Below are 13,130 nucleotides of genomic sequence, written 5' to 3'. Positions count from 1 at the left end.
ATCCGTCGAAATCACCATAGAGTAGTTCGTGTGGTAAATAACGAATCCAAGCTTTGCACCGGCCACCTTTTTGACCTGTTTTTTCTCTACATAATCGACTTCGATTTTTTCCTGATCGCGTCCGGTGGAGTAGTGGGCGGCAAGACGTGCGGCTTCTTCAAAGGTTGCGTCCGGAAGCTCTTTTCCGCCGGTTTTTACGATGACATGAGAACCCGGTCTGCCCTTTGCATGGAACCACCAGTCGTTGCCGACAGCAAACTTAAAGGTCAGTTCCTCATTCTGCAGGTTGTTCTTACCGACATACATGGAAAAACCATCGCTGCTGATATAGTGGAACGGACGGCTTGTGATTTTTACCTTTTTGGAACCGCCTTTTCGGCGGATATAGCCGCTTTCGATCAGCTCTTCCTTGATCTGAACAAGGTCTTCCTCAGCACGTGCGATGTCGAGGGCGTTCGCAACGGATTCCAGATGCTCGATTTCATCATGCACCTCTTTGGTCAGGGCACTCAACGCCTCATTGGTACGTTTCAGTTTATTATATTTTTCAAAATATTTCTTTGCATTTTCTCCGGCAGTCAGCTGCGGATCGAGGGGGATTGTGACAGGTTCGCCGTTGTAGTAATTGACCGCCTCGAGGGATTTGTCACCGGGCTGTGCACTGTAACCGTAGGTATTTAATAACTCGCCCCAGATGCGGTATTTGTCGCGTTTTTCGGTGTCTTTAAGCTGCTTTAACTGGAGGTCGTATTTTTTGACATTGCGCTCGAGGGCGGTGGATACGATTCTGCGCAGGTCAGAAGAACGCTGACGGATGCGGGTGATTTTGTTTTTCTCCGCATAATAATCTTCCAGAAGCGACGAAATTTCCGCATAGTCTTTGCGGCTGGATTCCGGATAGGAGGTCAGCTTCAGCGCGGCATATTCTGCAGGCACGTCGTTTTCATAGACGATACAGGGAGAAAACTGTCCGTTTTTCACCTGGGTGATGATCTCAGAAAATGCGTTCCAGAGAGATTCTTTATCGGTATCTGTACATGCAGCGGTAGAAAGTGCGGCATGCCCGCCGGCGCGGAAGCAGATTTCGTGTGAAATTGCGGGAGAGAGTCCGGTGAAAGTCGTATAAAGCGCCTTGAAACAGTCGCAGGGCTTTAAAAAGACCTGTTCCATAAAAAGGGTGCGGTCTGCAGTGAGCGGGTCGAATTTTTCCTGGGTGTGAGGGATGAACCACGGCTTGCCGGGCAGAACCTCGCGGACAGAGCTGACCAGACCGGAAATGTGCTTGATACTATCCAGTATTTTGTTGTCCTCATCGCAGAAGATGATGTTGCTGTGCTTTCCCATGATTTCGACGATCAGCTTTTTGCGGCGCAGATCACCCAGCTCATCCAGGTGTTCCAGTTCAAAAATGACGATTCGTTCCAGACCAGGCTGGGAAATGGAGACGATACGCGCATTCTGGACATGCTTTCGAAGCAGCATACAGAAATTCGGCGCGGTCATGGGGCTTGGTTTATTGTCGCGCGTCAGATAGATGAGCGGCAGGGAAGCGCTTGCAGAGAGACAGAGACGCTGCTGACCGTTTTTGCCTTTAATCGTGCAGAGCAGCTCGTCAGGTTCAGGCTGGGCGATTTTGGACAGCCGACCGTCTATGAGATTGTCCTGTAAATCTTTTACAATATTTGCAATGGTAATGCCATCAAATGCCATGAAAATTCCTCTTTTCTTTCGGTCCGGGACCGGTAATGCGTCAAGTCTGCGCAGGGAGAGCTGACAATATCTGCACAGACACTGTTATCAGTATAACAGAACGGGCAGCGAATGAAAAGGGGCGTGGGAAAAACGCACGGCAAACGCAAGGATGATCCTTCCTGCGTTTGTCATGGCTCACCCCAACAGAAATCCTTGACGGAATCCAGGTCGGCGATTATAATAAAATGGATTATGGGAATTCCAATGTTGCCGGCAAAATGCGCCGGCCGGATGGGAGAACAGATGATAAAGAGTATGACGGGATTTGGCAGATGTGAGATCTGCGAGGATAACCGCAAATTTACAGTGGAGATGAAATCGGTCAATCACCGGTATCTGGACGTGAATTTAAAGATGCCAAAGAAGCTGAATTTCTTCGAAGCTGCGATCCGTAATCTTCTGAAAGAGTACATCCAGCGAGGCAAGGTGGATGTTTTTATCACCTACGAGGATCTCGGGCAGGAGAAGGTCAGCATTCGTTATAATAAGGATGTGGCTGCGAAGTATCTGGATTATTTAAGACAGATGTCGGCGGATTTCGGACTGGAAGACGACACGAAGCTGTCTTCCCTTGCGCGGTTTCCGGAAGTATTTTCGATGGAAGAGGAAGAACCGGACGAAGAGGGAATCTGGAAGACGTTAGAAAAGGCGCTGCGCTCGGCGGCAGAGGGCTTTGTCACTGCGAGAGTGCGCGAGGGAGAGGCGTTAAAGACCGATCTGTGCGCAAAGCTCGACGAGATGAAAGGCTATGTGGATTTTATCGAAGAGCGTTCTCCGCAGATTGTTTCGGAATACCGTCAGAAACTGACCCAGCGGGTGCAGGAGCTGCTCGGCGACGTCAAGGCAGACGAGAGCCGCCTGCTGACAGAAGTTACGGTTTATGCAGATAAAATCTGTGTGGATGAAGAGATTGTGCGCCTGCAGAGTCATATTTCTGCAATGAAAAAGTCTCTGACAGATGGTGGAAGCATCGGCAGAAAGCTGGATTTCCTGGCACAGGAAATGAACCGCGAAGCAAACACGATCCTGTCCAAAACGACCGATCTGGAGCTGTCCAACTGCGGAATCGAGTTAAAGACGCTGATCGAAAAGGTACGCGAGCAGATTCAGAATATCGAGTAAAGGCGGAAACAGGATTGAGCCAGTTTATACATATCGGTTTTGGCAATATTGTCAATACGGATAAAATCATTGCAGTGGTCAGCCCGGATTCGGCACCGGTCAAGCGTCTCGTACAAAAGGCGAGGGAGACCGGAAACGCAGTGGATGCCACCCAGGGCAGACGAACGAAGGCGGTTCTTGTGATGGAAAACAGTCAGTTGATTTTGTCGGCGTTGCTGCCGGAGACGATTGCGGCGAGGGCTCAGCTGCCGCAGGATACGCAGCCGTCTGCAGAGGAGGAAAAACAGGATGAATCATAGAGGATTGCTGGTCGTAGTGTCCGGCTTTTCCGGCGTCGGAAAGGGTACGCTGGTCAAAAAGCTCGTGACAGAATGTGACAATTATGCACTTTCCGTATCCATGACGACAAGAAAGCCGAGAGAGGGAGAAATCGACGGCGTTTCTTATTTTTTCGTGGATCACGATACGTTTGAACAGACGATTGCACAGGATGGACTTGTGGAATACGCAAGCTATGTGGGCAATTATTATGGCACGCCGAAGGCATGGGTCGAAGAGCAGCGCAACAGCGGCAAGGACGTTGTGCTCGAAATCGAAGTGCAGGGCGCACTGAAAGTAAAGGAAAAGTTTCCGGACGCAGTGCTGATTTTTGTGCTGCCCCCGTCTGCAAAGGAGCTAAAGAGCCGACTGGAAGGCCGCGGAACGGAAACACAGGACGTGGTTTTAAAGCGTCTTTCCCGCGCAGAGGAAGAATCTGCGTTTGTAGAGCAGTATGATTATATTGTAGTCAATGACGATCTGGGAGTGTGCATGGAGGCGGTCAACGGGATTGTCCGTGCAGAGCATCAGCGCCCGAATCTGAATTTGGAGCATATTACAAACTTAAAGGAAGAGCTGAACGCTCTCGTGAAAGGAGAAAATTAACATGTTACATCCTTCTTATTCTGATCTGATGAAAGTCGTAAACAGCGAGGTAGAACCCGGCGAAGAGAAGATTGTAAACAGCCGTTATTCCATCGTAATGGCAACAGCAAAAAGAGCAAGACAGATCATAGGCGGACATGAGCCGATGGTAAAGGTAAAGCCCGGCGAGAAGCCGCTTTCCATCGCTGTAGATGAGCTCAATCAGGGCAAGATCAAGATCCTCGGCGAGGAAGAGGAAGAAGATTAAATCTCCTGGAAAGGAACAACATATGCAGATTTTATTTGTATCCCTGGGTTGTGATAAGAACCTGGTGGACACGGAAATGATGCTCGGTCAGCTGGCGGAAAAGGGCTATACCTTTACCGATGATGAGGCGGAAGCGGACATTGCGGTTGTCAACAGCTGCTGTTTTATCGGCGACGCCAAGGAAGAGAGCATCAACACGATTCTGCAGCTTGCAGAATTGAAAACGGAAGGACAGTTAAAGGCGCTGATCGTCTGCGGCTGTCTGGCACAGCGTTACAAAGATGAAATTCAGACGGAAATTCCGGAGGTGGATGCGATCATTGGCACGACGGCGATTGATAGGATCGTAGAAACGGTCGATTCCGTCCTGGCAGGAAAAAGCGAGAATCATCTCGAAGATATCGACCGCGCCTGCGTTTACGGGGTTCCGAGAAGTGTTACGACAGGCGGACATTTTGCGTATCTGAAAATCGCAGAGGGCTGTAATAAGAGATGCACCTACTGCGTTATTCCCTCTGTGCGCGGCAATTACCGATCGATTCCGATGGATTCCCTCGTGCGTGAGGCAAAAAAGCTGGTGGAAAACGGTGCGAAGGAGCTGATCTTAGTCGCACAGGAGACGACCGTTTACGGCATCGACCTTTATGGGGAAAAGATGCTGCCGGAGCTTCTGCGCAAGCTTTGCACGATCGAAGGGCTTGTCTGGATTCGCCTGCTTTACTGTTATCCGGAAGAAATTACAAAAGAGCTGATTCAGGTCATGAAGGAGCAGCCGAAAGTCTGTCACTACCTGGATATGCCGATTCAGCATGCATCCGATAAAATTCTTGCGAAAATGGGACGCAAAACCCGGAAAGAAGAGCTGGAAGGGATTATAGCAAAGCTTCGGGAAGAAATCCCGGACATCTGTCTGCGTACAACATTGATTTCAGGTTTCCCCGGAGAAACGGAAAAAGACCATGAAGAGCTGTTGGATTTTGTCAATCGGATGGAATTCGACCGCCTTGGTGTTTTCCCATATTCTCAGGAAGAAAATACGCCCGCCGCAGAGATGCCGGATCAGGTGGAGGAATCCGTGAAGCTGGAGCGTCAGGCGGAAATCATGGAGCTGCAGCAGGATATCGCGTTTGACAAGGACGAATCCATGATCGGACGCTCGCTGCTTGCGATGATCGAGGGCAAGGTGGCGGACGAAAATGCTTATGTGGCGAGAACCTACCGCGATGCGCCCAATGTGGACGGATATCTGTTTATCAACACTTCCAGAGAACTGATGACGGGAGATTTTGTACAGGCAAGAGTTACAGGCGCTTATGAATACGATCTGATAGGAGAATTGGAAGATGAATTTACCAAATAAACTGACGATGGCGAGAGTCATCATGATTCCGTTTTTTGTTATTTTTATGCTGACTGGATGGGGTGGAGAGGCCTCTAAATGGATCAGCCTTGCAATTTTTATTGTGGCAAGTCTGACGGATCTGCTGGACGGTCACATCGCAAGGAAGCATAACCTGGTTACCAACTTCGGTAAATTTATGGATCCGCTGGCAGATAAGCTGCTGGTGTGTTCTGCAATGATCTGCCTGGTGGAAATGGGACGGATTCCGGCATGGATCGTTATCGTGATCATCAGCCGTGAATTTATCATCAGCGGCTTCCGCCTGATCGCTTCTGACAATGGACGCGTGATCGCAGCAAGCTACTGGGGCAAGTTCAAAACGACGTTCCAGATGGTTATGATCTGTCTGATGATTGCCAATATCGAAGCACTGTCCGTATTGACCACGATTGTAATGTGGGTGGCGCTGGTGCTGACAGTGGTATCTCTGGTAGATTATCTGATGAAAAACAAAGACGTGCTCAAAGACCAGCACTGATCAGGATAAAAGTTCTGCTTTGCCGTAATGTGGCTTTTGCAGAGTACTTTTATGAATTTTAGGAAAAGACAGGCGCGCAGCGCATGACGCTTTTTTATGACAATAGAATGCTCGCAGAGCGTGCATTCATTGTTTGCGCATGTGCCGCGCGCCTGAGCTGTTATATGGAAAAACGGAAAATACAGCGCAGGATTTCCGAAAACGCAGACAGGAGGAAGATTGAAAAATAAAATTTTTCAATCACGAGATTTGTGTCTGCGCGCACTTGACACAAACTCGACATGCGCAAAAAACGTGCGCAGAAATGAGGAAAATTATGACAGTAGAATTGATTTCAGTCGGAACAGAGATTTTGCTGGGAAATATCGTAAATACGAACGCAGCGTGGCTGTCGGAGCAGTGTGCGCGGCTGGGGCTTTCCTGTTACTATCAGAGCGTAGTCGGCGACAACGCGGTACGCTTAAAGGAGCAGATACAGCAGGCTCTGAACCGTTCGGATATCGTTATTTTGACAGGCGGACTGGGGCCTACGACGGATGACCTGACCAAAGAGACTGCAGCGCAGCTGATGGGGAAAGGTCTGGTGATGGATATGCACAGCCTGGAACGCGTCGAGGCGTATTTTAAGGCGCGCAGGATCGAAATGACCGAAAATAACAAAAAACAGGCGCTCTGCCCGGAGGGAGCAATGGTGCTCGACAACGATAACGGTACAGCACCGGGACTGATTCTGGAAGAAAACGGAAAGCGTATGATTTTGTTGCCCGGACCTCCGAACGAGCTGCATCCGCTGTTTGAGCAGCAGGTAAAACCGTATTTACAGAAGCTCAGTCCGGAAATTTTCTATTCCCGCACCGTAAAGCTGTGTGGAATCGGTGAGAGCAAGGCTGCAGCGATGATTCAGGATATGATCGATGCGCAGACGAATCCGACGATCGCGCCCTATGCCAAAACCGGCGAGGTACATCTGCGTGTGACTGCCCGTGCAAAAGACGAGCAGGAGGGCAAAAAGCTGGTGAAGCCAGTTATACGCGAGCTGAAAAAACGCTTCGGTGAAATGGTTTACACGACAAAGGAAGAGCGGACGCTGGAAGAAGCGGTTGTGAAGCTGCTAAAGAAAAATAAGATGAGCATTACCTGTGCGGAATCCTGCACCGGAGGCCTTCTGGCTGGCAGAATTGTCAATGTGGCGGGAGCATCCTCCGTGTTCCAGACCGGTTATGTGACCTACGCGAATCAGGCGAAACGACGGCTCCTTGGCGTAAAAAAGAGCACGTTAAGGGAATTCGGTGCGGTCAGCACGCAGACGGCAAAGGAGATGGCCTCCGGCGCGCTTGCGGCGGCGAAGGCAGACGTCGCGGTATCAATCACCGGAATCGCAGGACCAGACGGAGGAACGGCACGCAAGCCAGTCGGACTGGTTTATATCGGCTGCAGCGTGCAGGGACATACGATCGCGCAGGAATATCGATTTTCCGGAAACCGTGAAAAAATTCGCGACAATGCGGTATCCGCAGCGCTGACGCTGACGCGGCGCTGTATTTTGGAGAATTGTTCGAAAAAGGAGTGATCGAGGATGAAGAAGCACCAGAATCACTGTTATTTTACGGCTGTCTGCATCGCCTCGGCAATCTTTGCAGTTCTGCTATGCCTCGCCCTGTTCCTGATTGTGACGGGCGACCGCTCGGAGCTTGACCGCATGGAGGCACAGGCGGCAGTCTTTCTGGAACAGATGGAGCAGGCGGCGGACTCTGCACGGCAGAGCGCTCTTGTAGGTGCACAGGACAATTTTGAAAATTCGATGCCGGGGATGCCGGATGCTTCGTCAGGCATACAGCCTGGCCAGGCGGACTCTGCCTCCGGCAAATCCACGGATGAAACCTATGTTCCGTCTGCGGACGATGAGTATTATGAAAAAATCACGGATGCGATTCGCGATGACCTCCCTTACGGCGTGGAGTGGCAGGAGTGTGATTTGAGCCGCAAGCAGGAGGATGCGTCGTTTTATGCGTTGTATCCGAAGCTGACCGGTGAGATCAGGAATCGGGATTATTTGAATGAAATCATCGAAAAGCAGGCGCTTCTTTATAAAAATTACTGTCAGATGTACGTCGAACAGGCGGGCTTTGATTCCTGTCACATCCAGTGCTTTGGCTATGTCACGAACATGGACAGCGAGCATCTGAGTGTTGTGTTCGATCAGAAGTTTTATCTGAATAACCAGAGCATGCCGGGACTGTCTGCGATCAATATCGATGTGGAGACAGGGACAATCCTGAAAAAAGAACAACAGTTTAACTATTCGACGCGACTGGCAGAACGATTCCGCAAACAGTGCCAAAAACAGAACGGTCTGGAACTGTCAGAAAACGAGTGGCCGACGGAGATGCTCCGGAAGCTTCTTTCCTCGGATGGAGGTATTTTCTTCTATACGCCGGTCGGCCTGGAAATCGGGTTTAACTATAATGGCGTGAACAATCAGTTTGGATGGATGACGGCGACGATAAAGGACTACGAGGAATATCTGAAAAAAATGTAAAACAGCAGGGGACCGCCCGATTCCGTTATGGAGCGTGGGCGATCCCCTGCGTTGAAGATTTATAGCATTGCGCCGAAATCGGTCACGATCACCTGTCCCGTGATGGCGCGGGATTCGTCACTTGCGAAGAAAAGGATCACGTTGGCAACATCCTCTGCGGTGCAGGACGGTGTCTTTAAATTGCTGTGAGCAGCCATTGCGCCGATCATATCCGGGTCGAGCATGGCAGGATCAGTTCCGGTCGTCATCGGTGTGATGATATTCCCGGGGCAGATCGCATTGCAGCGGATGCCGGTCTGCTGGAAACGGAGCGCAGTGTGCTTGGTCACGCCGATCACGGCAGCCTTGGAAGCGACATAAGCGGCCCCGCCGCAGCCTTTTACGCCTGCTACGGAAGCGACGTTGACGATCGAAGCGCCCGACTGCATTCGTCTGGCAGCAGCACGCATACAGCGCATGGTTCCTTTCTGGTTCGTCTCAACAATGCGGTCGAGATCTTCATCCAAAAAGCGGTCGATTGGTTTTAAGCCGGTTTCCAGAATTCCGGCATTGTTGATGAGAATATCAATTTTACCGTATTTTTTCAGGACCAGCTCCATGAGCCGTTCGGGATCCTCCGGTTTGGAAATATCGGTGGAGACAGCAAAAGCTTCGCCGCCGGCGGCTTTAATTTCCTCGGCAACCTTCGTCAGGGCGGCCTCCCTGCGGGCGGTGATGACAACAACAGCCCCCTCTTTTGCAAACAATTTGGCGGTCGCTTCCCCGACACCGGAATTTCCGCCGGTGATGACAGCTACTTTTCCTTTCAAACGATCCATACGGTACCCTCCTTGTCTGTTTGATAATTTTATTATACTATTTTCAGACAGGGGAGGCAATCCTGAACTGTACCGCAAAAGATACCGGGGAAAGGCTGTTCAGACCGGTGTTTTTATGATATGCTGAAAAAACAGACTGCTATTCATACGAAGAATTTCTGGGGAAATGCATGCCGCGCATGAACCGTAACTTCTGTTATTGACAAAATCGAACAAATGTTTTATGATAATACCAGAACATCCGTTCTTGTGTAGAAGGAGACAGCATGGAAAGAGAAGAAAAATTAAAAGCGCTCGACGCAGCGATTGCAAAGCTTGAAAAAGAATATGGCAAGGGAGCAGTGATGAAGCTCGGTGACCCTGCCTCTCAGATGAATGTGGAGACGATCCCGACCGGTTCCCTGAGCCTGGATATTGCACTGGGACTGGGCGGAATCCCTAAGGGACGTGTCATCGAGATTTACGGACCGGAATCCAGTGGTAAGACGACGGTTACCCTGCATATGATCGCAGAAGTACAGAAAAACGGAGGAATCGCCGGATTTATCGACGCGGAGCATGCGCTTGACCCTGTTTATGCGAAGAATATCGGTGTAGATATCGATAACCTTTATATTTCCCAGCCGGACAATGGTGAACAGGCGCTGGAAATTGCGGAGACGATGGTTCGCTCCGGCGCGATCGATATCGTTGTTGTGGACTCTGTTGCGGCTCTGGTACCTAAGGCGGAGATCGAGGGCGATATGGGCGACAGCCATGTAGGCTTGCAGGCGCGTCTGATGTCCCAGGCACTGAGAAAGCTGACCGGTGTCATCAGCAAGTCCAACTGTACCGTGGTATTTATCAACCAGCTGCGTGAGAAGGTCGGCGTTATGTTCGGTAACCCTGAGACAACGACTGGCGGACGTGCGTTGAAATTCTACGCTTCGATCCGTATGGATGTGCGCAGAATCGAATCCTTAAAGCAGGGCGGTGAAGTGGTCGGCAACCGTACCCGTGTCAAAGTCGTTAAAAACAAGATTGCGCCTCCGTTCAAGGAAGCGGAATTCGATATCATGTTCGGAGAAGGTATTTCCGTTGTCGGGGATATCCTGGATCTGGCAGCGAACATCAACGTCGTGAACAAGAGCGGCGCATGGTATGCTTACGAGGGCAATAAGATCGGTCAGGGACGTGAGAATGCCAAAAGCTACTTAAAGGACCATCCGGACATCTGCGAGGAGATCGAGGAGAAGGTACGCGAGCATTACGGCCTGAAGAGAAAAACACCTGCAGACGCAGCAGCAAAGTCTGAGAAAGCTGCGACAGGCAAAGTAGAGAAGTCTGGTGCAGACGCAAAAGAACAGAGCCTGACAGAAAAGGAGTAAGACGTACATGACAGTGACCCGGATAGAAGAATTGTCCCGGTCCCGCTGCAAAATATATTTAGAGGACAGTTTCGCCTTTGTATTATACAAAGGCGAACTTCGTTTATTCGGGGTGCGGGAACAGGAAGAGCTTTCAGAAGAATCCTATCGGGAGATCATGCAGGAGGTGCTGCCCAAACGGGCGACGCTGCGCTGTATGAACCTTTTGCAGAGCAGGGCGTATACGGAAAGCAAACTGCGCAGCAAATTAAAAGAGGGCGGTTATCCGCAGGAAAGCATCGACAGCGCGCTCGCTTATGTAAAATCCTATCATTATGTGGATGACCTGCAGTTTGCAAAGGATTACATCGTTAATCAGGCGGGAAAAAAGAGCAAACGCGTGTTGGAACAGGATCTGATCGCAAGAGGCGTTTCGAGGGATGAAATAGAAGCAGCATTTGCAGAAGCGGCAGAAAAGGGGGATGGACCGGACGAACTTGCGCTCGCGCAGATGTGGCTTGCCAAAAAGCGTTACGATCCTGCGCAGGCAGACTTTGCAGAGAAGCGGAAGGTGGCGGCTTTTCTGTCTCGCAAGGGCATCTGCGCGGAAACCATCAGAAAAGCCATGGAGCTGGCGGGTGAACTGTAACTGCCGGGGGCACCGATTTGTGCAGAATGGCACGGAATTACTTGACATCTGTAGTGGAATTGTATAAAATTGAGATGTTGTAAAATTGTTTATAAGAATGGGAATAAACATTCTATAACTGATATTGCACAATGAAAATTAAATAAGGAGGTGCTCCTGGAATGATGGTGCCAATCGTTATAACAGCAATTGTTACCCTGCTGATTGCTGTTCCGGTTACCGCACTGATCGCCTCTGCGCAATGTAAAAAGGGAATTGAGCAGAAGATCGGTAATGCGGATGACAAAGCCAGAGAAATCATTGATGAAGCGTTAAAGACTGCAGAAGCGAAGAAACGGGAAGGACTGCTGGAGGTGAAGGAGGAATCCATTCGTACCAAGAACGAACTGGATCGCGAGATCAAGGAACGCAGAGCCGAGGTTACCCGGTACGAACGCCGCGTGCAGCAGAAGGAAGAGAACATCGATAAGAAGACCGATGCGATCGAGAAGAAAGAAGCTTATCTGGCGAAGCGGGAAGAGGAGATGCGGAAGCAGAAGGAAGAAATTTCCCGATTGAACGAGCAGCGTGTCCAGGAACTGGAAAGAATCTCTGGTTTGACCTCCGACCAGGCAAAGGAATATTTGCTGAAAATTGTTGAAGATGATGTGAAGCATGAATCGGCCAAGATGATCAAGGAAATGGAACATCGGGCCAAAGAGGAAGCTGACAAGAAAGCGAAAGAATATGTGGTCAATGCGATTCAGAAATGTGCTGCAGATCATGTATCCGAAGCGACGATTTCTGTCGTACAGCTTCCCAGCGATGAAATGAAAGGGCGTATCATCGGACGGGAAGGACGTAATATCCGTACCCTTGAAACCCTGACCGGCGTTGATCTGATTATCGACGACACACCGGAAGCAGTTGTGCTTTCCGGCTTCGATCCGATCCGCAGAGAGGTTGCGCGGATTGCACTGGAGAAGCTGATTGTAGATGGACGTATCCATCCTGCCAGAATCGAAGAGATGGTAGAAAAGGCACAGCGTGAAGTAGAGACAATGATTAAAGAAGAGGGCGAGGCCGCTGTACTGGAAGTCGGCGTACACGGTATTCATCCGGAACTTGTCAGACTGTTAGGTAAGATGAAATTCAGGACGAGCTACGGTCAGAACGCATTGAAGCATTCGATCGAGGTAGCACATCTGTCCGGTCTGCTTGCTGCAGAGCTGGGACTGGATGTCCGTCTTGCAAAACGTGCAGGTCTGCTGCATGATATCGGTAAGGCAGTGGATCACGAAATGGAAGGCTCTCATATCCAGCTGGGCGCTGAGCTTTGCCGGAAATACAAAGAGTCCGCGACAGTCATCAATGCGGTGGAATCCCACCACGGCGATGTAGAGCCGACCTCTCTGATTGCCTGTATCGTACAGGCTGCTGATACAATTTCTGCAGCTCGTCCGGGTGCAAGAAGAGAGACGCTGGAAACCTATACCAGCAGACTGAAACAATTAGAAGACATTTCCAACAATTTCAAAGGTGTAGATAAATCCTTTGCCATTCAGGCGGGCAGAGAGGTTCGGGTTATGGTAGTTCCTGAGCAGATTTCCGATGCGGATATGGTACTCCTGGCACGGGATATTTCCAAGCAGATCGAAGCAGAGCTGGAATATCCGGGACAGATCAAGGTCAATGTGATCAGAGAGAGCCGCGTAACGGACTACGCAAAATAAGTAACGCTAAAAGGCGCGAAACCTATGTAAATATATTATTTACAAGGCTTCGCGTTTTTTTTATGGGATTTATCCTGTTGAGGGTATTGGAGTTTTTCGTGTTCCGAAAAATGGAGATGCCCGAAACAAAAAACCACCTGC

13 protein-coding genes are annotated in these 13,130 nt (G+C 50.0%); 11 read left to right on the top strand and 2 right to left on the bottom strand.

The genetic code is table 11. The features are described from left to right. On the bottom strand, window positions 1-1,710 hold a 1,710-nt coding region (locus OCV62_RS07560), incomplete at its 3' end, for an Rqc2 family fibronectin-binding protein (protein WP_262585796.1). Between the two features lie 285 nt (window positions 1,711-1,995). Between OCV62_RS07560 and OCV62_RS07555 the strand changes: the two genes are divergently transcribed. From OCV62_RS07555 to OCV62_RS07520, 8 genes are all read left to right on the top strand, one after another. Then, complete coding sequence (locus OCV62_RS07555; RefSeq protein WP_117959483.1) at window positions 1,996-2,874, top strand: YicC/YloC family endoribonuclease; 879 nt, start codon at window positions 1,996-1,998, stop codon at window positions 2,872-2,874. 14 nt (window positions 2,875-2,888) lie between these two features. Beyond that, the gene (locus tag OCV62_RS07550) at window positions 2,889-3,173 is read left to right on the top strand and encodes a DUF370 domain-containing protein (protein WP_021914751.1); all 285 of its coding nucleotides are present in this window, start codon (window positions 2,889-2,891) and stop codon (window positions 3,171-3,173) included. Further along, a complete protein-coding gene (gmk, locus tag OCV62_RS07545) occupies window positions 3,163-3,798 on the top strand; it encodes a guanylate kinase (RefSeq protein ID WP_262585795.1) in 636 nt (211 codons plus the stop codon). Before OCV62_RS07550 ends, gmk begins: the two co-directional genes overlap by 11 nt. Window position 3,799: 1 nt before the next feature. Next, the gene (gene rpoZ, locus OCV62_RS07540) at window positions 3,800-4,045 is read left to right on the top strand and encodes a DNA-directed RNA polymerase subunit omega (protein ID WP_021914749.1); all 246 of its coding nucleotides are present in this window, start codon (window positions 3,800-3,802) and stop codon (window positions 4,043-4,045) included. Window positions 4,046-4,067: 22 nt separating this feature from the next. After that, window positions 4,068-5,405, top strand: coding sequence for a 30S ribosomal protein S12 methylthiotransferase RimO (rimO, locus tag OCV62_RS07535; RefSeq protein ID WP_262585794.1), 1,338 nt, complete (start codon window positions 4,068-4,070; stop codon window positions 5,403-5,405). Continuing rightward, entirely contained in the window at window positions 5,389-5,925 is a 537-nt protein-coding gene (gene pgsA / locus OCV62_RS07530; RefSeq protein WP_021914747.1) for a CDP-diacylglycerol--glycerol-3-phosphate 3-phosphatidyltransferase, read from the top strand. Before rimO ends, pgsA begins: the two co-directional genes overlap by 17 nt. A gap of 316 nt (window positions 5,926-6,241) precedes the next feature. Further along, on the top strand, window positions 6,242-7,495 hold the full coding sequence (locus tag OCV62_RS07525; RefSeq protein ID WP_021914746.1) for a competence/damage-inducible protein A: 1,254 nt from the start codon (window positions 6,242-6,244) through the stop codon (window positions 7,493-7,495). 6 nt (window positions 7,496-7,501) lie between these two features. Further along, entirely contained in the window at window positions 7,502-8,464 is a 963-nt protein-coding gene (locus tag OCV62_RS07520; protein WP_262585793.1) for a hypothetical protein, read from the top strand. A gap of 59 nt (window positions 8,465-8,523) precedes the next feature. Here the strand turns inward: OCV62_RS07520 and OCV62_RS07515 are convergent, their stop codons facing one another. After that, entirely contained in the window at window positions 8,524-9,282 is a 759-nt protein-coding gene (locus OCV62_RS07515) for an SDR family NAD(P)-dependent oxidoreductase (protein WP_262585792.1), read from the bottom strand. 266 nt (window positions 9,283-9,548) lie between these two features. Between OCV62_RS07515 and recA the strand changes: the two genes are divergently transcribed. From recA to rny, 3 genes are all read left to right on the top strand, one after another. Beyond that, the gene (recA, locus tag OCV62_RS07510) at window positions 9,549-10,649 is read left to right on the top strand and encodes a recombinase RecA (protein WP_021914743.1); all 1,101 of its coding nucleotides are present in this window, start codon (window positions 9,549-9,551) and stop codon (window positions 10,647-10,649) included. 7 nt (window positions 10,650-10,656) lie between these two features. Next, on the top strand, window positions 10,657-11,277 hold the full coding sequence (locus OCV62_RS07505; protein WP_262585791.1) for a regulatory protein RecX: 621 nt from the start codon (window positions 10,657-10,659) through the stop codon (window positions 11,275-11,277). A 164-nt stretch (window positions 11,278-11,441) separates the two neighbouring features. Then, window positions 11,442-12,989, top strand: coding sequence for a ribonuclease Y (gene rny, locus OCV62_RS07500; RefSeq protein ID WP_117959660.1), 1,548 nt, complete (start codon window positions 11,442-11,444; stop codon window positions 12,987-12,989). The last annotated feature ends 141 nt before the right edge of the window (window positions 12,990-13,130 follow it).

The organism is Gallintestinimicrobium propionicum, assembly GCF_025567525.1.
Taxonomy (GTDB): Bacteria; Bacillota; Clostridia; order Lachnospirales; family Lachnospiraceae; genus Gallintestinimicrobium; species Gallintestinimicrobium propionicum.
The sequence above is the reverse complement of the archived record's forward strand: the minus strand, read 5'-3'. Positions and strand labels throughout refer to the sequence as shown.